The 23,595-nt window shown below is 70.2% G+C and carries 19 protein-coding genes; 2 read left to right on the top strand and 17 right to left on the bottom strand.

Annotated elements, in window-relative coordinates:
* From recQ to EAO73_RS05725, 15 genes are all read right to left on the bottom strand, one after another.
* A partial coding sequence (recQ, locus tag EAO73_RS05795; protein ID WP_224756242.1) for a DNA helicase RecQ occupies nt 1-2,058 on the bottom strand: 2,058 nt, incomplete at its 3' end.
* A 166-nt stretch (nt 2,059-2,224) separates the two neighbouring features.
* Nucleotides 2,225-3,889: an NADH-quinone oxidoreductase subunit NuoN gene (gene nuoN, locus EAO73_RS05790; RefSeq protein ID WP_147970386.1), complete on the bottom strand. Its 1,665-nt coding sequence runs from the start codon at nt 3,887-3,889 to the stop codon at nt 2,225-2,227.
* On the bottom strand, nt 3,886-5,457 hold the full coding sequence (locus tag EAO73_RS05785) for an NADH-quinone oxidoreductase subunit M (RefSeq protein WP_147970385.1): 1,572 nt from the start codon (nt 5,455-5,457) through the stop codon (nt 3,886-3,888). The genes nuoN and EAO73_RS05785 overlap by 4 nt, the downstream gene beginning before the upstream one ends.
* Nucleotides 5,458-5,461: 4 nt before the next feature.
* Nucleotides 5,462-7,357, bottom strand: a complete 1,896-nt coding sequence (gene nuoL, locus EAO73_RS05780; RefSeq protein ID WP_147970384.1) for an NADH-quinone oxidoreductase subunit L — start codon at nt 7,355-7,357, stop codon at nt 5,462-5,464.
* 13 nt (nt 7,358-7,370) lie between these two features.
* A complete protein-coding gene (nuoK, locus tag EAO73_RS05775) occupies nt 7,371-7,670 on the bottom strand; it encodes an NADH-quinone oxidoreductase subunit NuoK (protein WP_147970383.1) in 300 nt (99 codons plus the stop codon).
* On the bottom strand, nt 7,667-8,494 hold the full coding sequence (locus tag EAO73_RS05770; RefSeq protein WP_147970382.1) for an NADH-quinone oxidoreductase subunit J: 828 nt from the start codon (nt 8,492-8,494) through the stop codon (nt 7,667-7,669). Before EAO73_RS05770 ends, nuoK begins: the two co-directional genes overlap by 4 nt.
* Complete coding sequence (gene nuoI / locus EAO73_RS05765) at nt 8,491-9,192, bottom strand: NADH-quinone oxidoreductase subunit NuoI (RefSeq protein ID WP_147970381.1); 702 nt, start codon at nt 9,190-9,192, stop codon at nt 8,491-8,493. Before nuoI ends, EAO73_RS05770 begins: the two co-directional genes overlap by 4 nt.
* Nucleotides 9,185-10,588 (bottom strand): NADH-quinone oxidoreductase subunit NuoH, encoded by a 1,404-nt coding sequence (nuoH, locus tag EAO73_RS05760; protein ID WP_147970380.1) that lies wholly within the window; start codon nt 10,586-10,588, stop codon nt 9,185-9,187. Before nuoH ends, nuoI begins: the two co-directional genes overlap by 8 nt.
* Complete coding sequence (locus EAO73_RS05755) at nt 10,585-13,092, bottom strand: NADH-quinone oxidoreductase subunit G (protein WP_147970379.1); 2,508 nt, start codon at nt 13,090-13,092, stop codon at nt 10,585-10,587. Before EAO73_RS05755 ends, nuoH begins: the two co-directional genes overlap by 4 nt.
* Entirely contained in the window at nt 13,089-14,453 is a 1,365-nt protein-coding gene (gene nuoF / locus EAO73_RS05750) for an NADH-quinone oxidoreductase subunit NuoF (RefSeq protein ID WP_147970378.1), read from the bottom strand. Before nuoF ends, EAO73_RS05755 begins: the two co-directional genes overlap by 4 nt.
* Nucleotides 14,453-15,268, bottom strand: coding sequence for an NADH-quinone oxidoreductase subunit NuoE (gene nuoE, locus EAO73_RS05745; protein WP_147971409.1), 816 nt, complete (start codon nt 15,266-15,268; stop codon nt 14,453-14,455). The genes nuoF and nuoE overlap by 1 nt, the downstream gene beginning before the upstream one ends.
* Before the next feature lie 29 nt (nt 15,269-15,297).
* The gene (locus EAO73_RS05740; RefSeq protein WP_093707296.1) at nt 15,298-16,620 is read right to left on the bottom strand and encodes an NADH-quinone oxidoreductase subunit D; all 1,323 of its coding nucleotides are present in this window, start codon (nt 16,618-16,620) and stop codon (nt 15,298-15,300) included.
* Nucleotides 16,620-17,330 carry an NADH-quinone oxidoreductase subunit C gene (locus EAO73_RS05735; protein WP_147970377.1) on the bottom strand — a complete coding sequence of 237 codons (711 nt, stop codon included), beginning with the start codon at nt 17,328-17,330 and terminating at the stop codon, nt 16,620-16,622. Before EAO73_RS05735 ends, EAO73_RS05740 begins: the two co-directional genes overlap by 1 nt.
* On the bottom strand, nt 17,327-17,881 hold the full coding sequence (locus EAO73_RS05730) for a NuoB/complex I 20 kDa subunit family protein (RefSeq protein WP_018101348.1): 555 nt from the start codon (nt 17,879-17,881) through the stop codon (nt 17,327-17,329). The genes EAO73_RS05735 and EAO73_RS05730 overlap by 4 nt, the downstream gene beginning before the upstream one ends.
* Nucleotides 17,882-17,899: 18 nt before the next feature.
* Nucleotides 17,900-18,259 (bottom strand): NADH-quinone oxidoreductase subunit A, encoded by a 360-nt coding sequence (locus EAO73_RS05725; RefSeq protein WP_003967084.1) that lies wholly within the window; start codon nt 18,257-18,259, stop codon nt 17,900-17,902.
* A gap of 791 nt (nt 18,260-19,050) precedes the next feature.
* On the opposite strand from EAO73_RS05725, the gene EAO73_RS05720 reads away from it, so the two are divergent.
* Complete coding sequence (locus EAO73_RS05720) at nt 19,051-19,884, top strand: C40 family peptidase (protein WP_147970376.1); 834 nt, start codon at nt 19,051-19,053, stop codon at nt 19,882-19,884.
* Nucleotides 19,885-20,006: 122 nt separating this feature from the next.
* Here the strand turns inward: EAO73_RS05720 and EAO73_RS05715 are convergent, their stop codons facing one another.
* Nucleotides 20,007-21,290 carry a geranylgeranyl reductase family protein gene (locus EAO73_RS05715; protein WP_147970375.1) on the bottom strand — a complete coding sequence of 428 codons (1,284 nt, stop codon included), beginning with the start codon at nt 21,288-21,290 and terminating at the stop codon, nt 20,007-20,009.
* Between the two features lie 97 nt (nt 21,291-21,387).
* Here EAO73_RS05715 and EAO73_RS05710 point away from each other — a divergent pair, with 97 nt between their 5' ends.
* A complete protein-coding gene (locus tag EAO73_RS05710) occupies nt 21,388-21,906 on the top strand; it encodes a GNAT family N-acetyltransferase (protein ID WP_147970374.1) in 519 nt (172 codons plus the stop codon).
* Nucleotides 21,907-22,062: 156 nt separating this feature from the next.
* On the opposite strand, the gene EAO73_RS35860 is transcribed toward EAO73_RS05710, so the two are convergent.
* Nucleotides 22,063-23,526, bottom strand: a complete 1,464-nt coding sequence (locus EAO73_RS35860; protein ID WP_191133951.1) for a hypothetical protein — start codon at nt 23,524-23,526, stop codon at nt 22,063-22,065.
* Between the last annotated feature and the right edge of the window lie 69 nt (nt 23,527-23,595).

Genomic DNA, 23,595 nt, shown 5'->3' with positions numbered 1-23,595 from the left:
GATCACCCAGCGCCTCGGCATGCCCGACACCAAGCACTTCGTGGCCAGCTTCGACCGGCCCAACATCCAGTACCGGATCGTCGGCAAGGCCGACCCGAAGAAGCAGCTGCTCACCTTCCTCAAGGAGGAGCACGCCGGGGTGCGGGCTGCCGGGGTTTCCGTGGCCGCCGGGGCCTCGTCCGGGGCGAGGCCGGACAAGACCTCCAGCACCCCCTCCCCGTACGTCGCCAGCTTCTTCTCGCCCAGGCCGCTGATGCCGCCCAGCTCGCCGAGGGTCGACGGGCGGATCGTGGCGATCTCGCGCAGGGTCGCGTCGTGGAAGATCACGTAGGCCGGGAGGCCCAGCTCCTTGGCCTGGGCGGCGCGCCAGGCGCGCAGGGCCTCGAAGACCGGGACGGCCGTCTCGGGGAGGTCGGCGGCGACCGCCTTGGGCTTGCGTTCGCCGCGGCCGGACGAGGACGAGCGGGAGGCCGTCGGCTTCTTGGGCTCCTTGCGGAGCTGGACCTCGCGCTCGCGGCCGAGGACCGTGGCACTCGCGTCGGTCAGGACCAGCGTGCCGTACTCGCCCTCGACGGCGATCAGGCCCTGGGCGAGGAGCTGGCGCACGACGCCGCGCCACTCCGCCTCGGCCAGCTCATCGCCGATGCCGAACACCGAGAGCTGGTCGTGGTCGAACTGGATGACCTTGGCCGTGCGCCGGCCGAGCAGGATGTCGATGATCTGGCCGGCGCCGAACTTCTGGTTCCGCTCCCGCTTCAGCCGGACCACCGTGGACAGCAGCTTCTGCGCGACCACCGTGCCGTCCCAGGTCTCGGGCGGGGTGAGGCACGTGTCGCAGTTGCCGCAGGAGGTCGCGGTCGGCTCCTGACCGAAGTACGTCAGGAGCTGGGCGCGGCGGCACTGGGCGGTCTCGCACAGGGCCAGCATCGAGTCCAGGTGGGACGCGGCCCGGCGGCGGAACGCCTCGTCGCCCTCGCCGCCCTGGATGAGCTTGCGCTGCTGGACGACGTCCTGGAGGCCGTACGCCATCCACGCCGTCGACGGGGCGCCGTCGCGGCCGGCCCGGCCGGTCTCCTGGTAGTAGCCCTCGACGGACTTCGGCAGGTCCAGGTGGGCGACGAAGCGGACGTCCGGCTTGTCGATGCCCATGCCGAAGGCGATCGTCGCGACGACGACCAGGCCCTCCTCGCGCAGGAACCGGGACTGGTGGGCCGCGCGGGTCCCCGCGTCCAGACCCGCGTGGTACGGGACGGCCTCGATGCCGTTGCGGCAGAGGTATTCGGCGGTCTTCTCCGTGGAGGCGCGGGACAGGCAGTAGACGATGCCCGCGTCCCCGGCGTGCTCCTCCTTGAGGAAGGTGAGCAGCTGCTTCTTCGGGTCGGCCTTGCCGACGATCCGGTACTGGATGTTGGGCCGGTCGAAGCTGGCCACGAAGTGCTTGGCGTCGGGCATGCCGAGGCGCTGGGTGATCTCGCGGTGCGTGGCGTCGGTCGCCGTGGCCGTCAGGGCGATGCGCGGCACGTCCGGCCAGCGCTCGCCGAGCACCGAGAGGGTCAGGTAGTCGGGCCGGAAGTCGTGGCCCCACTGGGCGACGCAGTGCGCCTCGTCGATGGCGAAGACGGAGACCTCACCCCGGGACAGCAGCGCGAGCGTGGAGTCGAGCCGCAGCCGCTCCGGGGCGAGGTAGAGCAGGTCCAGCTCGCCCGCCACGAACTGGGCCTCCATGGAGCGCCGCTCGTCGAAGTCCTGCGTGGAGTTGATGAAGCCGGCCCGCACGCCGAGTGCCCGCAGCGCGTCGACCTGGTCCTGCATGAGGGCGATCAGCGGGGAGATCACGATGCCGGTGCCCCGCCGGACCAGGGCCGGGATCTGGTAGCAGAGGGACTTGCCGCCACCGGTGGGCATGAGCACGACGGCGTCCCCGCCGGCCACCACGTGGTCGACGATCGCCTCCTGCTCGCCGCGGAACGCCTCGTAACCGAAGACGCGGTGCAGGGTCCGCCGCGCCTCGCTCTCGGTCGCACCGGCGGCACCGCCCGTGGTCACATCCGTGGTCATGCCCGTCACGCCCGTCCCGCTCATCGCTCTGTCCCCCGATACCGGTCCCGCTGCGTCCCAGCGCTCTCCCCTGCCACGATAGGCGCCGCCTGTGACAACGCCGGACGGGCTTGACTTCCCGAGGGAATGCCAAGCCCGTCCGGCGTTGCCGTACAGCCGTTTCCGGCTACCTCACGAACGTCCCCGCCTGGCTCGCCAGGTCCAGGAAGTACTGCGGGGCGAGGCCCAGCACCACGGTCACGGCCACGCCGACCGCGATCGTGGTCATCGTCAGCGGGGACGGGACGGCGACCGTGGGACCGTCCGCCTTCGGCTCGCTGAAGAACATCAGGACGATGACCCGGATGTAGAAGAACGCCGCGATGGCCGAGGAGATCACACCGACCACCACCAGGCCGCCCGCACCGCCGTCCGCCGCCGCCTTGAACACCGCGAACTTGCCGGAGAAGCCCGAGGTCAGCGGGATACCGGCGAAGGCCAGCAGGAACACCGCGAAGACCGCCGCGACCAGCGGGGAGCGCCGGCCGAGCCCGGCCCACTTCGACAGGTGCGTCGCCTCGCCGCCCGCGTCGCGCACCAGCGTGACGACGGCGAACGCGCCGACCGTCACGAAGGAGTACGTGGCGAGGTAGAAGAGGACGGACGAGATGCCGTCGGGGGTGGCCGCGATCACACCGGCCAGGATGAACCCGGCGTGCGCGATCGAGGAGTAGGCCAGCAGCCGCTTGATGTCGGTCTGGGTGATCGCGACGACCGCTCCGCCCACCATCGTGACGATGGCGATGCCCCACATGACCGGCCGCAGGTCCCAGGTGAGCCCCGGCAGCACCACGTACAGCAGGCGCAGCAGCGCGCCGAACGCGGCGACCTTGGTGGCCGCGGCCATGAAGCCGGTGACCGGGGTCGGGGCGCCCTGGTAGACGTCCGGGGTCCACATGTGGAACGGGACGGCGCCGACCTTGAAGAGCAGGCCGGTCAGGATCATCGCGCCGCCGATGAGCAGCAGCGCGTCGTTGCCCATGGTGTCCGCGAGCGCCGGGTCGATCTTCTGGATCGAGCCGTCGACCACGGTCGCGATCTGCGCGTACGAGACGGAGCCCGCGTACCCGTAGAGGAGGGCGATCCCGAACAGCAGGAACGCCGAGGAGAACGCGCCGAGCAGGAAGTACTTCACGGCCGACTCCTGCGACATCAGCCGCTTGCGGCGGGCGACGGCGCACAGGAGGTACAGCGGGAGGGAGAAGACCTCCAGGGCCACGAACAGCGTCAGCAGGTCGTTGGCCGCCGGGAAGACCAGCATGCCCGCCACCGAGAAGAGGACGAGCGGGAAGACCTCGGTGGTGGTGAACCCGGCCCGGACCGCGGCCTTCTCGCTGTCGCTGCCGGGCACCGACGCGGCCTGCGCCGCGAAGGAGTCCACACGGTTGCCGTGCGACTCGGGGTCGAGCCGCCGCTCGGCGAACGTGAAGACCGCGACCAGGGACGTCAGCAGGATGACGCCCTGGAGGAACAGGGCCGGTCCGTCGACCGCGATGGCCCCCATCGCGGCGATGTGCGCCTTGGTCGTCCCGTATCCGCCGGCCGCCAGGCCGACCACCGCGGCGAACGCGGCGACCAGGGCGACGACGGTCAGGAAGACCTGCGTGTAGTAGCGGGCCCGGCGCGGCACGAAGGCCTCGACGAGCACACCGAGGACGGCGACACCGATCACGATCAGGACCGGGGTCAGCTGGGTGTACTCGATGACCGGGGCCTTGAACTTCTCGTCCGGGGCGGCAGATGTCACCCCGCTCGCCGTCGTCCACAGGCTGTGGACAGCTGTTGCGCTCACTTGGCGGCCTCCACCTCGGGCTGGGGGTCCTTCTTCTGTACGTCCGACATGGTGTGCTGCACCGCCGGGTTGACGATCTCCGTCAGCGGCTTCGGGTAGACACCCAGGAAGAGCAGCAGCGCGATCAGCGGGACGACCACCACGAGCTCACGGACCTTGAGGTCCGCCATGCCCTGCACCTCGGCCTTGACCGGGCCGGTCATGGTGCGCTGGTAGAGGACCAGGACGTAGATCGCGGCGAGCACGATGCCGGTGGTGGCGATGATGCCGACCGCCGGGTACGCGGCGAACGCGCCGACCAGGACCAGGAACTCGCTGACGAACGGGGCGAGCCCCGGCAGCGACAGCGTGGCCAGGCCGCCGATCAGGAAGGTCCCGGCGAGCACCGGGGCCACCTTCTGCACCCCGCCGTAGTCGGAGATGAGGCGCGAGCCGCGCCGGGTGATCAGGAAGCCCGCGACCAGCATCAGCGCGGCCGTCGAGATGCCGTGGTTGACCATGTACAGCGTCGCGCCCGACTGGCCCTGGCTGGTCATCGCGAAGATGCCCAGGATGATGAAGCCGAAGTGCGAGATGGAGGCGTAGGCGATCAGCCGCTTGATGTCGCGCTGGCCGACCGCGAGCAGCGCACCGTACACGATGCTGATCAGCGCCAGGACCAGGATCACCGGCGTCGCCCACTTGCTGGCCTCCGGGAAGAGCTGGAGGCAGAAGCGGAGCATCGCGAACGTGCCGACCTTGTCGACCACGGCGGTGATCAGCACGGCGACCGGGGAGGTCGCCTCACCCATCGCGTTGGGCAGCCAGGTGTGCAGCGGCCACAGCGGGGCCTTCACCGCGAAGGCGAAGAAGAACCCGAGGAACAGCCACCGCTCGGTGCTGGTCGCCATGGAGAGCGAGCCGTTGGCGCGGGCCTCGGCGATCTCGGAGAGCGAGAACGAGCCCGCCACCACGTACAGGCCGATCACCGCGGCCAGCATGATGAGGCCGCCGACCAGGTTGTAGAGGAGGAACTTGACCGCGGCGTACGAGCGTTGCGCCGCCGCGTTCTCGTCGCTGCCGGAGTGCGCCCGGTCCCCGAAGCCGCCGATGAGGAAGTACATCGGGATGAGCATGGCTTCGAACAGGATGTAGAAGAGGAAGACGTCGGTGGCCTCGAAGGAGAGGATCACCATCGCTTCGACCATCAGGATCAGGGCGAAGAAGCCCTGGGTGGGGCGCCAGCGCGAGGAGTTCGTCTCCAGGGGGTCGGCGTCGTGCCAGCCGGCCAGGATGACGAAGGGGATCAGCAGGGCGGTGAGCGCCATGAGCGCCAGGCCGATGCCGTCCACGCCCAGTTCGTACCGGACGCCGAAGTCCGCGATCCAGGCGTGCGATTCGGTGAGCTGGAAGCGGTCGCCGCCGGGCTCGAAGCGGGCGAGCGCGATGCCCGCCAGGACGAGCGTGCCCAGCGAGAAGGCCAGCGCCAGCCATTTGGCGGCGGTGCGCCGGGCGGCCGGGACGGCGGCCGTGGCCACCGCGCCGATCGCCGGGAGCGCCGCCGTCGCTGTCAGGAGGGGAAAGGACATGTGATCAGACCGCCCTCATCAGCAGGGTCGCGGCGATGACAACCGCCGTACCGCCGAACATCGAGACCGCGTAGGAGCGGGCGTAGCCGTTCTGCAGTTTGCGCAGCCGGCCGGAGAGCCCGCCCATGGTGGCGGCCGTGCCGTTGACGACGCCGTCGACCAGGGTGTGGTCGACGTAGACCAGGGAGCGGGTGAGGTGCTCGCCGCCGCGGACCAGGACCACGTGGTTGAAGTCGTCCTGGAGGAGGTCGCGGCGCGCGGCCCGGGTGAGCAGCGAGCCGCGCGGGGCGGCCACCGGCACCGGCTTGCGGCCGTACATCACCCAGGCGATGGCGACACCGATGACGAGGACCACCATGGTCGCCGCGGTGACGGTGGACGCGCCGATCGGGGCGTCGCCGTGGTCGTGGCCGGTGACGGGCTCCAGCCAGTGCAGGAAGCGGTCCCCGATGGAGAAGAACCCGCCCGCGAAGACCGAGCCGAAGGCCAGCACGATCATCGGGATCGTCATGGACTTCGGGGACTCGTGCGGGTGCGGCTCGTGGCCCTCCGCGTCCGGCTGCCAGCGCTTCTCGCCGAAGAAGGTCATGATCATCACGCGCGTCATGTAGAACGCGGTGATCGCGGCGCCCAGCAGGGTGACCGCGCCGAGGATCCAGCCCTCGGTGCCGCCCTTGGCGAAGGCCGCCTCGATGATCTTGTCCTTGGAGAAGAAGCCGGACAGGCCCGGGAAGCCGATGATCGCGAGGTAGCCGAGGCCGAAGGTGACGAAGGTGACCGGCATGTACTTCCGCAGGCCGCCGAACTTCCGCATGTCCACCTCGTCGTTCATGCCGTGCATGACCGAACCGGCGCCGAGGAAGAGCCCGGCCTTGAAGAAGCCGTGCGTCACCAGGTGCATGATCGCGAAGACGTAGCCGATGGGGCCGAGCCCGGCGGCCAGGATCATGTAGCCGATCTGCGACATCGTGGAACCGGCGAGGGCCTTCTTGATGTCGTCCTTCGCGCAACCGACGATCGCACCGAAGATCAGCGTGACCGCACCGACGACCACGACGACCAGCTGGGCGTCCGGGGCGGCGTTGAAGATCGCGCCGGAGCGGACGATCAGATAGACACCCGCGGTCACCATGGTCGCCGCGTGGATGAGGGCGGAGACCGGGGTCGGGCCCTCCATCGCGTCGCCGAGCCAGGACTGCAGCGGCACCTGGGCGGACTTGCCGCAGGCGGCGAGCAGCAGCATCAGGCCGATCGCCGTCAGCTTGCCCTCGCTCGTCTCGCCGGTCGCCTCCAGGACGGGGCCGTACGCGAACGTGCCGAAGGTGGTGAACATCAGCATGATCGCGATCGACAGGCCCATGTCGCCGACGCGGTTGACCAGGAACGCCTTCTTCGCGGCGGTCGCCGCGCTGGGCTTGTGCTGCCAGAAGCCGATGAGCAGGTACGACGCCAGACCGACGCCCTCCCACCCGACGTACAGCAGCAGGTAGTTGTCGGCGATGACCAGGATCAGCATCGCCGCGAGGAACAGGTTCAGATAGCCGAAGAAGCGGCGCCGGCGCTCGTCGTGCTCCATGTAGCCGATCGAGTAGATGTGGATCAGCGTGCCCACACCGGTGATCAGGAGGACGAACGTCATCGACAGCTGGTCGAGCTGGAAGGCCACATCGGCCTGGAAGCCCTCGACCGGGATCCAGCTGAACAGCTTCTGGTGCAGCGCCCGGTCCTCGGCGCCCTTCCCGAGCATGTCGGTGAAGAGCACCACGGCCACGACGAACGAAGCGGCGGCGAGCACGGTGCCGAGCCAGTGCCCGGCGCGGTCGAGGCGCCGGCCGCCGCAGAGCAGCACCGCCGCTCCGAGCAGGGGCGCCGCGACGAGCAGCGCAATCAGGTTGTCCACAGTCAAGCGCCCCTTACAGCTTCATCAGGCCGGCGTCGTCGACCGAGGCCGAGTGGCGGGAACGGAACAGCGACACGATGATCGCGAGCCCGACCACGACCTCCGCGGCGGCGACGACCATCGTGAAGAAGGCGATGATCTGGCCGTCGAGATTGCCGTGCATACGGGAGAAGGTGACGAACGCGAGGTTGCAGGCGTTGAGCATCAGCTCCACGCACATGAACACCACGATCGCGTTCCGCCGGATCAGCACCCCCGCCGCGCCGATGGTGAACAGCAGGGCGGCGAGATAGAGGTAGTTGACCGGGTTCACTTGGCGACCTCCTCTTCTTCGGTGTCCCGGCCGAGCCGCTCACCGGAGCGCTGCTCCAGTGCCTTGAGGCCGGCCAGTGATTCCTGGGACACGTCGCGCATCTGGCCGCGCTTGCGCAGCGTCCGCATGACGGTCAGCTCGGACGGGGTGCCGTCGGGGAGCAGGCCCGCGATGTCCACCGCGTTGTGCCGGGCGTAGACGCCGGGGGCGGGCAGCGGCGGGAGGTGGTTGCTCCGCACGCGGTCCTCGGACATCTCCCGCTGGGTCTTGGCCCGTTCGGTGCGCTCGCGGTGCGTGAGCACCATCGCGCCGACGGTCGCGGTGATCAGCAGGGCGCCGGTGATCTCGAAGGCGAAGACGTACTTCGTGAAGATGAGGCTGGCGAGCCCCTCCACGTTCCCGCCGTGCGCGGTGTTGGCGGTGCCGAGGCCGTTGAAGCTCTTCAGCGAGGCGTTGCCGATACCGGCGATCAGCAGGATGCCGAAGCCGATGCCGCATCCGGCGGCCAGCCAGCGCTGGCCCTTGATGGTCTCCTTCAGCGAGTCCGCGGCCGTGACGCCGACGAGCATGACCACGAAGAGGAACAGCATCATGATCGCGCCGGTGTAGACAACGATCTGCACGACGCCGAGGAAGTACGCCCCGTTGGCGAGGTAGAACACCGCCAGGATGATCATCGTCCCGGCGAGGCTCAGTGCGCTGTGCACGGCCTTCTTCATCAGCACGGTGGACAGGGCGCCGACCACGGCGACCGTGCCGAGCACCCAGAACTGGAAGGCCTCGCCGGTCGAGGTCTGCGAGGCCGCTGCGGCCAGGCCGGTCATGCGTCCACCTCCTGCGTGGCGCCGTTGTTCCCGTTGGCCTCGTCGGACGACGGCTTCTCGCCCTTGGAGACGGCGAGCTGGCGCTCCGTACCGGGGGCGGCCTCGGTGACCAGGCCCCGGTAGTAGTCCTGTTCGTCCATGCCGGGGAAGATCGCGTGCGGGCTGTCGACCATGCCTTCCTCCAGGCCCGCGAGCAGCTCGTCCTTGGTGTAGATGAGGCTCTCGCGGGTGGTGTTGGCGAGCTCGAACTCGTTGGTCATCGTGAGCGCCCGGGTGGGGCACGCCTCGATGCACAGTCCGCAGAGGATGCAGCGCGCGTAGTTGATCTGGTAGACGCGGCCGTAGCGCTCCCCCGGGGAATACCGCTCCTCCTCGGTGTTGTCCGCGCCCTCCACGTAGATCGCGTCGGCGGGACAGGCCCAGGCGCACAGCTCGCAGCCGACGCACTTCTCCAGCCCGTCCGGATGGCGGTTGAGCTGGTGGCGGCCGTGGAAGCGGGGCGCCGTCACCTTCGGCGTCTCCGGATACTGCTCGGTGAGCCGCTTCTTGAACATGGCCTTGAAGGTCACGCCGAAGCCGGCCACCGGATTCAGGAACTTGTCCTCCGAGGACGAGGACTGCGAGGACGCCGTCGACCCCGTCGGCCCGGTGGACTTCGCCGGCCTCTTGGATCCCGGCGAGTCAGGCAGTTCAGACACCGTCGGCCTCCTTTCCGTCACTCGGACTTCCGTCACTCTGAGTATCCGCGCCACCACTGACAACGAGCTCCCGCTCGCGGCGCGGCCTGCGCCGCGGCACGGGCGGCAGGGTCTGTCCGGGCAGCGGCGGCACCGGGAATCCGCCCGCCATCGGGTCGAACGCGGGCTCGGGACCGGCCTGCTCGGCGGCGGCCTTGTCCTTCTTGTCGCGGAAGATGTCGGCGACGAAGGAGATCAGCAGCACCGCGATCACGGCACCCGCCACGTAGAGCAGGATCTTCGAGAAGTCGTAGCCCTCGTTGCGCAGCGCCCGCACGGTCGCGACCAGCATCAGCCAGACGACGGAGACCGGGATCAGGACCTTCCAGCCGAGCTTCATCAGCTGGTCGTAGCGGACGCGGGGCAGCGTGCCGCGCAGCCAGATGAAGAAGAACAGCAGCAGCTGGACCTTGACGACGAACCAGAGCAGCGGCCACCAGCCGTGGTTGGCGCCCTCCCAGAAGGTGCTGATCGGCCACGGGGCCCGCCAGCCGCCCAGGAACAGGGTCGTGGAGACGGCGGAGACGGTCACCATGTTGACGTACTCGGCGAGCATGAACATCGCGAACTTGATCGACGAGTACTCGGTGTTGAAGCCGCCGACCAGGTCGCCCTCGGACTCCGGCATGTCGAACGGGGCGCGGTTGGTCTCACCGACCATCGTGACGATGTAGATGATGAACGAGACCGGCAGCAGGATGATGAACCAGCGGTCGTGCTGCGCCTCCACGATCTTCGAGGTCGACATCGACCCGGAGTAGAGGAAGACGGAGGCGAACGCGGCGCCCATCGCGATCTCGTACGAGATCATCTGCGCGCACGAGCGGAGCCCGCCGAGCAGCGGGTACGTCGACCCGGACGACCAGCCGGCCAGCACGATGCCGTAGATCCCGACCGAGGCGACCGCGAGGATGTACAGCATCGCGATCGGCAGGTCGGTGAGCTGCATCGCCGTACGGTGCCCGAAGATCGAGACCTCGTTGTCCGACGGCCCGAAGGGGATCACCGCGATGGCCATGAACGCGGGGATCGCGGCGACGATCGGGGCGAGGACGTAGACGACCTTGTCCGCCCGCTTGACGATGACGTCTTCCTTCAGCATCAGCTTGATGCCGTCGGCGAGCGACTGGAGCATGCCCCAGGGGCCGTGCCGGTTGGGGCCGATGCGCAGCTGCATCCAGGCGACGACCTTGCGCTCCCACACGATGGAGAAGAGCACGGTCACCATCAGGAACGCGAAGCAGAAGACCGCCTTGATGACGACGAGCCACCAGGGGTCGTTGCCGAACATCGACAGGTCCTCGGCGGCGAGCACCGCGCTGTGCGGTGGAGCGGCCAGTTGAGCGAAGGCGGTCACGCCCGCACCTCCGGTGTGACGTCGGGAGTACCGGCAGCGGCGGGGCCGATCCGGACCGGTCCACCGGGGCGGGCCCCGGTCGTCGCCGGCACACCCCGCCCGGTGGAGTTCAGCGGCACCCAGACCACGCGGTCCGGCATGTCGGTGACCCGGAGCGGGAGTTCGACGCTGCCCGCCGGGCCGGACACCGCGAGCAGGTCGCCGTCCTTGACCCCGGTCTCCGCGGCCGTGGCGGCGGACAGCCGGGCCACCGCCTCGTGCCGGGTCCCGGCGAGCGCGGTGTCGCCCTCCTGGAGGCGGCCCAGGTCGAGCAGCATCCGGTGACCCGCGAGGATCGCCTCGCCGTCGCCGGGCCGGGGCAGCGGCTGCGCGGAGACACGCGGATCGTCCGCGTACCCGCCCTGCCACCCGCCGAGCCGGTCCAGCTCGCGGCGGGCGGCCTTCAGGTCCGGCAGCGCGAAGTGCACGTCCATCGCGTCGGCCAGCATGTGCAGCACCCGCGCGTCGCCCGGGGCGAGGTTGCGCGTCATCTGGTCGGGCTTCAGCGCGGCCTCGAACATCCGCGCCCGGCCCTCCCAGTTGAGGAAGGTCCCGGACTTCTCGGCGACCGCGGCCACCGGGAACACCACGTCGGCGCGGTCGGTGACCTCGCTCGGGCGGAGCTCGAAGGAGACCAGGAAGCCGACCCGGTCCAGGGCCTCCAGGGCCCGCGCCGGGTCCGGCAGGTCCTCGGTCCCGACGCCGGCGACGACCAGCGCGCCCAGCTCACCGGTGGCCGCGGCCTCGATGATCTGGCCGGTGTCGCGGCCGAAGCGGGACGGGAGTTCGGCGACGCCCCAGGCGGCGGCGACCTCGTCCCGGGCGCGGGGGTCGGTGGCCGGGCGGCCGCCGGGCAGCAGCGACGGGAGCGCGCCCGCCTCCACCGCACCGCGTTCGCCCGCCCGGCGCGGGATCCACACCAGCCGGGCCCCGGTCGCGGTCGCGGTCCGGACCGCGGCGGTCAGCCCGCCGGGCACCCCGGCCAGCCGCTCGCCGACCACGATCAGCGCGCCCTCACCGCGCAGCGCCTGGGCCGCGGCGGCGCCTTCGCCCTCCAGGCCGACACCGCCCGCGATGGCGTCCAGCCACTCGGTTTCGGTGCCGGGCGCGGCGGGAAGCAGCGCGCCGCCCGCCTTCTCCAGGCCCCGGGTGGCGTGCGAGGCGACGGAGAAGGTGCGCTGGCCGTGCTTGCGGTGGGCCTTGCGCAGCCGCAGGAAGACGCCGGGGGCCTCCTCCTCCGACTCGAACCCGACCAGCAGCACGGCCGGCGCCTTCTCCAGCGAGGTGTACGTGACACCGGACCCGTCCAGGTCCTTGCCGCGCCCCGCGACGCGCGAGGCCAGGAAGTCGGCCTCCTCGTCGCTGTGGACCCGGGCCCGGAAGTCGATGTCGTTGGTGTGCAGGGCGACCCGGGCGAACTTGCTGTACGCGTACGCGTCCTCGACGGTCAGCCGGCCGCCGGTGAGGACACCGGTGCGGCCGCGCGCCGCGAACAGCCCCTCGGCCGCCGCCGCCAGCGCCTCCGGCCAGCTCGCCGGCTCCAGCTCGCCGGACCCGCCCCGCACCAGCGGGGTCGTGAGCCGGTCGCGCTGCTGGGCGTAGCGGAAGCCGAAGCGGCCCTTGTCGCAGAGCCACTCCTCGTTGACCTCGGGCTCGTTGGCCGCCAGGCGGCGCATGACCTTGCCGCGCCGGTGGTCGGTGCGGGTGGCGCAGCCGCCGGCGCAGTGCTCGCACACCGAGGGCGTCGACACCAGGTCGAAGGGGCGGGAGCGGAATCGGTACGCCGCCGAGGTCAGCGCCCCGACCGGGCAGATCTGGATGGTGTTGCCGGAGAAGTACGACTGGAACGGGTCGCCCTCGCCGGTGCCGACCTGCTGGAGCGCGCCGCGCTCGATCAGCTCGATCATCGGGTCGCCGGCCACCTGGTTGGAGAACCGGGTGCAGCGCGCGCAGAGCACGCACCGCTCACGGTCCAGCAGCACCTGGGTGGAGATCGGCACGGGCTTCTCGTACGTGCGCTTCTTCCCGTCGAAGCGGGAGTCCGCGTCGCCGTGCGACATCGCCTGGTTCTGCAGCGGGCACTCGCCGCCCTTGTCGCACACCGGGCAGTCCAGCGGGTGGTTGATGAGCAGCAGCTCCATCACACCGCGCTGCGCCTTGTCGGCAACCGGCGAGGTGATCTGCGACTTGACGACCATGCCGTCGGTGCAGGTGATGGTGCAGGACGCCATCGGCTTGCGCTGGCCCTCGACCTCGACGATGCACTGGCGGCAGGCGCCGGCCGGGTCGAGGAGGGGGTGGTCGCAGAAGCGCGGGATCTCGATGCCGAGGAGTTCGGCGGCGCGGATGACGAGGGTGCCCTTGGGCACGCTGATCTCGATGCCGTCGATGGTCAGCGTGACGAGGTCCTCCGGCGGGATCGCCGCTTCGCCGCCCCCGGAGGGCGCACTCGTGGTGACTGTCATGCGTTCACCCCCTGGTGAGCGTTCTTGTCGTCGGCCCAGAGGGTCGATTTGGCGGGATCGAAGGGGCAGCCCTTGCCGGTGATGTGCTGCTCGTACTCCTCGCGGAAGTACTTGAGCGAGGAGAAGATCGGCGAGGCGGCGCCGTCGCCGAGGGCGCAGAACGACTTGCCGTTGATGTTGTCGGCGATGTCGTTCAGCTTGTCCAGGTCGGACATCTGTCCCTTGCCCGCCTCGATGTCGCGCAGCAGTTGGACGAGCCAGTACGTGCCCTCGCGGCAGGGAGTGCACTTGCCGCAGGACTCGTGGGCGTAGAACTCGGTCCAGCGGGTGACGGCCCGCACCACGCAGGTCGTCTCGTCGAAGCACTGGAGCGCCTTGGTGCCGAGCATGGACCCGGCCGCGCCGACGCCCTCGTAGTCGAGGGGCACGTCCAGGTGCTCGTCGGTGAACATCGGGGTCGAGGAGCCGCCCGGCGTCCAGAACTTGAGGCGGTGGCCGGGGCGCATCCCGCCGCTCATGTCGAGCAGCTGGCGCAGCGTGATGCCGAGCGGGGCCTCGTACTGGCCGGGGCCCGCGACATGGCCGCTGAGCGAGTAGAGCGTGAAGCCCGGGGACTTCTCGCTGCCCATCGACTTGAACCAGTCCTTGCCCTTGTTCAGGATCGCGGGAACCGAGGCGATGGACTCGACGTTGTTCACCACGGTGGGGCAGGCGTACAGACCGGCGACCGCGGGGAAGGGGGGCCGCAGCCGGGGCTGGCCGCGCCGGCCTTCGAGGGAGTCCAGCAGCGCGGTCTCCTCACCACAGATGTACGCGCCGGCGCCGGCGTGCACGGTGAGTTCGAGGTCGAGCCCGGAGCCCATGATGTTGGTGCCGAGGTAGCCCGCCTCGTACGCCTCCCGTACGGCTTCGTGCAGCCGTCGCAGTACGGGGACGACCTCGCCGCGCAGGTAGATGAAGGCGTGCGAGGAGCGGATCGCGTAACAGGCGATCACGATGCCCTCGATGAGGCTGTGCGGGTTGGCGAAGAGGAGCGGGATGTCCTTGCAGGTGCCCGGCTCCGACTCGTCGGCGTTGACCACGAGGTAGTGCGGCTTGCCGTCGCCCTGCGGGATGAACTGCCACTTCATCCCGGTGGGGAAGCCGGCGCCGCCGCGTCCGCGCAGACCGGAGTCCTTGACGTACGCGATGAGGTCGTCCGGGGTCATGGCGAGGGCCTTGCGCAGTCCCTCGTAGCCCTCGTGACGGCGGTAGGTGTCCAGGGTCCAGGAGTCCGGCTGGTCCCAGAAGGCGGACAGGACGGGCGCGAGCAGTTTCTCGGGGCTGGTCCCGTTGTGATCGAGCTCGGTGGCCAACGTCATCACTCCCCCTCCTCGGCCGCGGGTCCGGCCGGGTGGTCCGGGTCGGATGCCGAGGTCTGCTGCGGCGCGTCGTGGGAGCTGAGGTGCTCGGCGCCCTTCTGCGGCTGGTCGCTGGGCGCCTCGCCGCGCGGGCTCACCACCCGGGCCTGCGGTGCGGCCTCGCCCTTGGCGAGCTTGAGGCCGATGAGCGAGGCGTGGCCCGCGCCGCCGGTGGCCGCGACGGCGCCGGGGCGCTCGTCGGGGAAGCCGGCCAGGATGCGGGCGGTCTCCTTGTACGTGCACAGGGGCGCGCCGCGGGTGGGTTCGACGGTGCGGCCGGCGATGAGGTCGTCGACCAGCTGCGTCGCGCTCTCCGGCGTCTGGTTGTCGAAGAACTCCCAGTTGACCATCACGACGGGCGCGAAGTCGCAGGCGGCGTTGCACTCGATGTGTTCGAGCGTCACCTTGCCGTCCTCGGTCGTCTCGTCGTTGCCGACGCCGAGGTGCTCCTTCAGCCGGTCGAAGATGGCGTCGCCGCCCATCACCGCGCAGAGCGTGTTGGTGCAGACGCCGACCTGGTAGTCGCCGCTCGGCCTGCGCCGGTACATCGTGTAGAAGGTCGCGACCGCGGTGACCTCGGCGGTGGTGAGGCCGAGCACCTCGGCGCAGAAGGCCATGCCCGTACGGGAGACGTAGCCCTCCTCCGACTGCACCAGGTGCAGCAGCGGCAGCAGCGCGGAGCGGCTGTCGGGGTAGCGGGCGATCACCTCCTTCGCATCCGCTTCGAGCCTGGCGCGCACCTCGGCCGGGTAGGCGGGGGCGGGGAGCTGCGGCATCCCCAGACTGACTTCCTGACGTGCTTCGGTCACCGGTCGACGCCTCCCATCACGGGGTCGATGGATGCGACGGCGACGATGACGTCGGCGACCTGGCCGCCCTCGCACATCGCCGCCATGGCCTGGAGGTTGGTGAAGGACGGGTCGCGGAAGTGGACCCGGTAGGGGCGGGTTCCGCCGTCCGAGACGACGTGCACGCCGAGTTCGCCCTTGGGGGACTCGACGGCGGTGTACGCCTGCCCGACGGGGACCCGGAAGCCCTCGGTCACCAGCTTGAAGTGGTGGATCAGGGCCTCCATGGAGGTGCCCATGATCTTCTTGATGTGGTCCAGCGAGTTGCCGAGGCCGTCCGGGCCCAGCGCGAGCTGCGCGGGCCAGGCGATCTTCTTGTCGGCGACCATGACCGGCCCGGGTTCGAGCCGGTCGATGCACTGCTCGATGATCCGCAGCGACTGGCGCATCTCCTCCAGGCGGATGAGGAAGCGCCCGTACGCGTCGCAGCTGTCGGCGGTCGGGACCTCGAAGTCGTAGGTCTCGTAACCGCAGTACGGGTCGGTCTTGCGCAGGTCGTGCGGGAGGCCCGCCGAGCGCAGGATCGGGCCGGTGGCGCCGAGGGCCATGCAGCCGGTGAGGTCGAGGTAGCCGACGTCCTGCATGCGGGCCTTGAAGATGGGGTTGCCGGTGGCGAGCGCGTCGTACTCCGGCAGGTTCTTCTTCATGGTCTTCACGAACTCGCGCAGCTGGTCGACCGCGCCCGGGGGCAGGTCCTGGGCGAGGCCGCCGGGGCGGACGAACGCGTGGTTCATGCGGAGCCCGGTGATCAGCTCGAAGAGGTCGAGCACCAGCTCCCGGTCGCGGAAGCCGTAGATCATGATCGTGGTGGCGCCCAGCTCCATGCCGCCGGTGGCGATGCACACCAGGTGCGAGGAGAGCCGGTTGAGCTCCATCAGGAGCACGCGCAGGACGGTGGCCCGGTCGGGGATCTGGTCCTCGATGCCGAGAAGCTTCTCGACGCCCAGGCAGTACGCCGTCTCGTTGAAGAACGGCGTCAGGTAGTCCATGCGCGTGACGAAGGTGGTGCCCTGCGTCCAGCTGCGGAATTCGAGGTTCTTCTCGATGCCGGTGTGGAGGTAGCCGATGCCGCAGCGGGCCTCGGTGACGGTCTCGCCGTCGATCTCCAGGATGAGCCGGAGCACGCCGTGCGTGGACGGGTGCTGCGGGCCCATGTTGACGATGATGCGCTCGTCGTCGGACGCGGCGGCGTTCTCGACGATCTCGTCCCAGTCGCCGCCGGTGACTGTATATACAGTCCCCTCGGTCGTGGCTCGGGGCGTTGCGTGGGGAGTGGTCATCAGGAGTACGACCTCCGCTGGTCCGGAGCCGGGATCTGGGCGCCCTTGTACTCGACGGGGATGCCGCCGAGCGGGTAGTCCTTGCGCTGCGGGAAGCCCTGCCAGTCGTCCGGCATCATGATCCGGGTGAGGGCGGGGTGCCCGTCGAAGACGAGCCCGAAGAAGTCGTACGCCTCGCGCTCGTGCCAGTCGTTGGTCGGGTAGACCGGGACCAGGGACGGCAGATGCCGGTCGTCGTCCGGCGTGGAGACCTCCAGCCGGATCAGCCGGCCGTGGGTCAGCGAGCGCAGGTGGTAGACGGCGTGCAGCTCGCGGCCCTTGTCGCCGGGGAAGTGGACGCCGCTGACGCCGGTGCACAGCTCGAAGCGCAGGGCCGGGTCGTCGCGCAGGGTCTTCGCGACGGTGGCCAGGTGCTCGCGGGCGATGTGGAAGGTGAGTTCGTCCCGGTCGACGACGGTCTTCTCGATGGCGTTCTCGGGGACGAGGCCCTGTTCCTCCAGGGCGCCCTCCAGCTCGTCGGCCACCTCGTCGAACCAGCCGCCGTAGGGGCGGGAGGCGGCGCCGGGCAGGGCGACGGTGCGGACGAGGCCGCCGTAGCCGGAGGTGTCGCCGCCGTTGTCGGCGCCGAACATGCCCCTGCGTACGCCGATGACCTCGCCGTGCTCGTCGCGCGGGGCGGGGACGGAGGAGCCGTTGTGCTCGTCGCTCATCGCATGAGCCCCTTCATCTCGATGAGGGGCAGTGCGTTGAGGGCCGCTTCCTCCGCCTCGCGGGCGGCTTCCTCGGCGTTGACCCCGAGCTTGGAGCCCTGGATCTTCTGGTGCAGCTTGAGGATCGCGTCCATCAGCATCTCGGGCCGCGGTGGGCAGCCCGGCAAATAAATATCAACCGGGACAATATGATCAACACCCTGAACAATGGCGTAATTGTTGAACATTCCGCCCGATGACGCGCAAACCCCCATGGAGATGACCCACTTGGGGTTCGGCATCTGGTCGTAGACCTGCCGCAGGACGGGTGCCATCTTCTGGCTCACCCGCCCTGCCACGATCATCAGGTCCGCCTGTCGCGGCGAACCGCGGAAGACCTCCATGCCGAAACGGGCCAGGTCGTAACGGCCCGCCCCGGTGGTCATCATCTCGATGGCGCAACAGGCGAGGCCGAAGGTCGCCGGGAAGACGGAGGACTTCCGCACCCAGCCGGCCGCCTGCTCGACGGTGGTCAGAACGAAGCCGCTCGGCAGCTTCTCTTCGAGTCCCATGGTGTGCCCCTCAGCCCCTCAGTCCCATTCCAGACCGCCGCGACGCCACACATACGCGTAGGCGACGAAGACGGTGAGCACGAAGAGCAGCATCTCCACGAGCCCGAAGATCCCCAGGGCGTCGAAGCTGACCGCCCAGGGATAGAGGAAGACGATCTCGATGTCGAAGACGATGAAGAGCATCGCCGTCAGGTAGTACTTGATGGGAAAGCGGCCGCCTCCGGCCGGCGTGGGTGTCGGTTCGATACCGCACTCGTACGCTTCGAGCTTTGCCCGGTTGTACCGCTTGGGGCCGATAAGCGTGGCCATGACCACGGAGAAGATCGCAAACCCTGCCCCGAGGGCGCCGAGCACGAGGATGGGCGCGTAGGCATTCACGCTCCTCGCTCCTTCCAGTCGTCCTTGACCGTTGGACCGCATCGGGCGAACCGGCTCGCCGCCTCACCAAGATCGTGCACATGTGAGGCAGTTCACAAGCCCGACTGCCCCGCATCCTATGCCCGCCGTCCTGTGATCTGCGACACGGGGTACACCAACGTCTTTGTGATCTCCACCACCTGACGAACGATCATGAAGTCGGATGAGCGGTGATCTTCGCACACGAAGCGGCCGAGTGATCACGAGAGGTGACATCTCCAGCCGTTACCGCTGGTCAAAGGGGTGTCGCACTATCAAGCCACGGCGCTGCGCGCAAAATTGGAGATGGACGCGAGGGGGTGATAAAGGGATTCGCCCCACTCCGGGATCGAACCGGCGGGAACGGGGTCACTCGCGCGGGGGTTCACACGGAACGAAGTGGACGCGAACCGAAATAAGACCCTTATGGCGCGAATCGGCCGCGCGCCGCCCCGAGTTCGGCACCCGTCGTCCGCCGCGCGCGCCGGACGCTCGTATGCCCGTCACGACGAGACCATGCTGTGACCTGCGTCACTCACCCCTGGCCGTTATAGAAGCGGGCTTGGCCAACTGTGTGAACGGATGGTAAGCGACGGGCAATTCGGACGTATTGCGGAAAACCCGTGATCACAGCCGTGATCACCTGTGCCCGTTTTGCCCGTTACGGCGTCAATAAAGGCCGCCAGAAAGCGGATTCACAGATTCCGGACGTAACTGTGTCGCAACACACGTTTCTTGATGGGACCCCGCGCGCCCTGATAGCGCTAGTACCCATGTCCCACACCGCTCACATACCCAGCCACCGGAAGCCCCGCCGAAACGCCTCGAAGACGGCGCTGCGGGCCGGAGTTGCCGGTGGCGTCCTCAGCACCATCGCGGTCGCGGGTGCCGCCGGTCCGGCCCAGGCCGAACCGGTGACCCAGACGATCGAGATGCCCACCATCACGGCGGGACTCTCCACCACCGTCGCGGCCTCCGCCGAGGCCACGCAGCAGGTCGCCCTGGACCTGGAGACGCAGGCGCACGAGGACGCGGCGGCCACCGACGCCGCCAAGGACGCCAAGAAGGCCAAGGCCGAGGCCGTCCGCAAGGCCGAGGCCAAGAAGAAGGCCGAGGCTGCCGCGAAGGCCAAGGCGGAGGCCGCCGAGCGCGCCTCCCGCGCCGCCGCGCGCACCACGCTCCAGAAGACCACCGGCAGCTCGTCGTCCGGCTCCACGGCCGCCACCACGACGTCGTACTCCTCCAACGCCACCGGCTCCGCGGCCGCCGTCGTCGCGTTCGCCCAGGCGCAGGTCGGCGACGCGTACGTGTCCGGCGGCACCGGCCCCAACTCGTGGGACTGCTCGGGGCTCGTCCAGGCCGCGTTCCGCTCGGTCAACGTCGACCTGCCGCGCGTCTCGCAGAGCCAGTCGACCGCCGGCACCCAGGTCTCGCTGAGCAACCTCCAGCCCGGCGACATCCTGTACTGGGGCAGCGCGGGCAGCGCGTACCACGTCGGGATCTACGTGGGCGGCGGCCAGTTCGTCGGCGCGCAGAACTCCTCCACCGGTGTGGTGCAGCGCCCGCTGGACTACGACATGCCGACGGGCGCGGTCCGCGTCCTCTAGTACGCGACCGTCCCGCGTTCACGGATTCACAAGCCTGATCCGCACGTGAGGCACACGAAGGAGCCGTCACTCCCCCGCTCGGGAGTGACGGCTCCTTTCGTTTGTGAACGGACGTACGGAGGTCAGGAGCTGGGCGCCACCTTCGCCAGGCCGTTGATGATGCGGTCCATCGCGTCGCCGCCCGTCGGGTCGGTGAGGTTGGCGAGCATCTTCAGCGTGAACTTCATCAGCAGCGGGTGCGTCAGACCACGCTGGGTGGCGACCTTCATGACCTTCGGGTTGCCGATCAGCTTCACGAAGGCGCGGCCCATCGTGTAGTAACCGCCGTAGGTCTCCTTGAGCACCTTCGGGTAGTTGTTCAGCGCCAGCTCCCGCTGGGCGGGGGTCGCGCGGGCGTGCGCCTGGACGATGACGTCGGCCGCGATCTGGCCCGACTCCATGGCGTACGCGATGCCCTCGCCGTTGAACGGGTTGACCATGCCGCCCGCGTCACCGACGAGCAGCAGGCCCTTGGTGTAGTGCGGCTGGCGGTTGAAGGCCATCGGCAGGGCGGCGCCGCGGATCGGGATCGTCATGTTCTCCGGGGTGTAGCCCCAGTCCTCCGGCATGGAAGCGCACCACGCCTTCAGGACCTCGCGCCAGTCCAGCTCCCGGAAGGCGGACGAGGAGTTGAGGATGCCGAGGCCGACGTTGGAGGTGCCGTCGCCCATGCCGAAGATCCAGCCGTAGCCCGGCAGCAGCTTCTCCTGCGGGCCTCGCCGGTCCCACAGCTCCAGCCAGGACTCCAGGTAGTCGTCGTCGTGCCGGGGCGAGGTGAAGTACGTACGCACCGCGACGCCCATCGGGCGGTCCTCGCGGCGGTGCAGGCCCATCGCGAGGGAGAGCCGGGTGGAGTTGCCGTCGGCGGCGACGACCAGCGGGGCGTGGAAGGTGACCGGGGTCTTCTCCTCGCCGAGCTTCGCGTGCACCCCGGTGATCCGGCCGGTGCGCTCGTCGGTGATCGGGGCGCCGACGTTGCACCGTTCGTACAGCCGAGCGCCGGCCTTCTGCGCCTGCCGGGCCAGCTGCTCGTCGAAGTCGTCGCGCTTGCGGACGAGTCCGTAGTCCGGGTAGGAGGCCAGATCCGGCCAGTCCAGCTGGAGCCGGACGCCGCCGCCGATGATGCGCAGGCCCTTGTTGCGCAGCCAGCCCGCCTCTTCGGAGATGTCGATGCCCATGGCGACGAGCTGCTTGGTGGCGCGCGGGGTGAGGCCGTCGCCGCAGACCTTCTCGCGCGGGAACGCGGTCTTCTCCAGCAGCAGGACGTCGAGCCCGGCCTTGGCCAGGTAGTAGGCGGTCGTGGAGCCGGCTGGGCCCGCCCCGACGACGATGACGTCCGCGCTGTGTTCGGACAGGGGCTCGGTCACGGTCGGCTCTCCCGAAGACTCGAATTCGCGTGCCGCGCGGCACAGGTCCAAGGCAGTCTATGGGGGCCTGCTGATCAACCCTCCGAAGGGCTGCCTCATGTCGATCGCGCCTACCGCACCTCCCGTCGTACAGCTGCGTGTCCCGACCGACGAGGACGCGGTGGCCTGGCACCGCGCCTTCGACGACCCCGAGGTGATGCGGTACTTCGGCGGCCGGCCGGACGAGCTGTCGGCGTACGAGGAATGGACCGCCCGCCAGCGCAGACACGACGCCGAACTCGGCTACTGCCTGTGGACCGTGCTCGACGGGGACGGCGAGGTCGTGGGCTTCACCGGCGCCCAGCCGTGGGCGCCGACCGCGTACGGCCCGGTGGGCGAGACCGAGATCGGCTGGCGGCTGACCCGGTCCGCCTGGGGCCGGGGTTACGCGACGGCTGCCGCGCGCCTCACGCTGGAACGGCTGCGCGCGGCCGGGGTGGAGCGGATCGTGGCGGCGGTCGACGTGCTCAACGAGCGGTCGGCCGCGGTGGCCCTCCGGCTGGGCATGGCACCGGCCGAGACGTTCACGACCGCGTTGCCGGGCCAGGAAGTGCGGTGCTTCCGGCTGGAGCTGTGACGGCGGTGCCCCGGTTCGTCGTCGTGGCGGTCCATCAGGCAGGGGCACCGGTGGTGGCGCCGCCGTCGAGGAGCAGGGCGGCGACGAGGGTGGCACCCCGGACGAGGACGGCCCGGCGGCGCGGTCGCGGGGGACGCCGTGTGTCCGGTGCGGCGGTCAGTGGGCGCGGGGGCCGTTCGGACCCGGGTAGTGGCCCTCTCCGGGCTTCGGGCCGCTCGGGCCGTCCGGGCCGGGGGCCGTGCCGGGCGGCGGGGTGTACTGGCCGGGCACCACGCCGTACGGGCCGGGGTTCGGGCCGTACGGGGTCTGCCCGTAGGGGGCCTGCCCGTACAGGTGCGCCGGGCCGCCGCCGCCCGGGGTGCCGCCGCCGCGTCCCGTCATCCGCGCCAGGTACGGGGCGACGAGGACCGCGCCGCCCACCCACAGCAGCCCGAAGAGCAGCGCGTCGGCGACGCTCGGGGCGATCTCGGCGGTGCCCCGGCCGCTCAGCTCGGCGACGTTGCCGGTGTACTCGGCGGACAGGCCGCCCAGGGCGGTCAGCGCCAGGAACCCGGCCAGGAACAGCCCGCCGGCGGTGACCTGTTCACGCCGGTCGGCGGAGCGGCGGCCGGCGAACAGCCCCACGAGGAGGGCGCAGACGAGGCCGGCGGCGAGCGCTCCGGCCACGGCCCCGTCGTTCCACACGTCGCTCAGCTCGCCGAGGCCGAACGATCCGTGCTCGGACCCGGCACCGAGGATGTCCGCCTGCCCCCGCAGGTCGTACTCCACGGACCCGCCCCAGCACACCGAGAGCACCATCAGCCCGATGTTGGGCAGCAGGGGCAGGGCGATCAGCAGGGCCTCGCCGCTGACGCCGTCCTGGGTGGCGTAGACGACGAACCCGATCACGGAGCAGAGCAGCAGCACGGCGCCGAGCGCGCGGACGGCGGTGCCGGCGGCGCGTACGAGGCCCAGCGTCCCGGGCCGCTGGGCCAGCCAGGCGGCGGCGACGTCGCGTTGCAGGACGGCGCCGGTGGTCACGAGGGCCAGGGCGAGGGCGCCGAGGGCCGCGAGGAACGGCGAGGAACTGATCGAGACGCCGTCGACCTCGGGCTGGGCGTAGAGGCCGAGGACCAGGACGGCCGCGGCGGACACGGCGCTGATACGGACCGCCGCGTCCAGGCCGCCGCCCTGCCGGCGCGCGGCGCGGGCGCCGAGGATCAGCGCGCCGATCCACAGGACGGTGACGGTGAGCGGGACGAGGGAGAGCGTCGTCTGCTCCTGGCCGCCCGGTCCGAAGTCGCCGTACGAGTCCCCGTACGGCCCATCGCTCCCGTATCCGCCGTTCATGCCGCCCGGTGTGACGGCCCGCAGCTCGAAGCCGCCGCCGAACGCCTGGAGCAGCATCGCGAGCGCGATCCGCAGCCGGTCGCTCCACCCGATGACGACGTCGTCGCCCTGCCCGTAGGTGGGGAGGGCGAGCGCCACCGCGAGGCTCACGATCAGCCCGGCCGGCCAGACCGCCGCCTTCAGCGAACTCGCCCAGTCACCGCGCATCACCCGTCCGAAGAAGAGCCCGAGGGGCGAGGGCCCGGCCGGCGCCGGCGCGTAACCGGGCGGCGGCGGACCGGGCCGCGTCATGTACGCCGGCACCGCGGGCGGTGGCGGCGKACCGACGGGCGGCGCACCTGTACGGGCAGGCCCCCTACG

This window comes from Streptomyces sp. col6 (genome assembly GCF_008042035.1).
In the GTDB taxonomy this organism is placed as follows: Bacteria; Actinomycetota; Actinomycetes; order Streptomycetales; family Streptomycetaceae; genus Streptomyces.
This window is presented reverse-complemented; position numbering and strand designations above follow the sequence as displayed.

Coding starts and splice junctions, on each gene's coding strand:
- nuoF (WP_147970378.1), bottom strand. CDS start 14,453: ATGACGTTGGCCACCGAGCTCGATCACAACGGGACCAGCCCCGAGAAA.
- EAO73_RS05785 (WP_147970385.1), bottom strand. CDS start 5,457: ATGTCCTTTCCCCTCCTGACAGCGACGGCGGCGCTCCCGGCGATCGGC.
- EAO73_RS35860 (WP_191133951.1), bottom strand. CDS start 23,526: ATGACGCGGCCCGGTCCGCCGCCGCCCGGTTACGCGCCGGCGCCGGCC.
- EAO73_RS05730 (WP_018101348.1), bottom strand. CDS start 17,881: ATGGGACTCGAAGAGAAGCTGCCGAGCGGCTTCGTTCTGACCACCGTC.
- EAO73_RS05770 (WP_147970382.1), bottom strand. CDS start 8,494: ATGACCGGCCTGGCCGCAGCGGCCTCGCAGACCTCGACCGGCGAGGCC.
- EAO73_RS05755 (WP_147970379.1), bottom strand. CDS start 13,092: ATGACAGTCACCACGAGTGCGCCCTCCGGGGGCGGCGAAGCGGCGATC.
- EAO73_RS05720 (WP_147970376.1), top strand. CDS start 19,051: ATGTCCCACACCGCTCACATACCCAGCCACCGGAAGCCCCGCCGAAAC.
- nuoE (WP_147971409.1), bottom strand. CDS start 15,268: ATGCCGCAGCTCCCCGCCCCCGCCTACCCGGCCGAGGTGCGCGCCAGG.
- EAO73_RS05710 (WP_147970374.1), top strand. CDS start 21,388: ATGTCGATCGCGCCTACCGCACCTCCCGTCGTACAGCTGCGTGTCCCG.
- EAO73_RS05740 (WP_093707296.1), bottom strand. CDS start 16,620: ATGACCACTCCCCACGCAACGCCCCGAGCCACGACCGAGGGGACTGTA.
- EAO73_RS05735 (WP_147970377.1), bottom strand. CDS start 17,330: ATGAGCGACGAGCACAACGGCTCCTCCGTCCCCGCCCCGCGCGACGAG.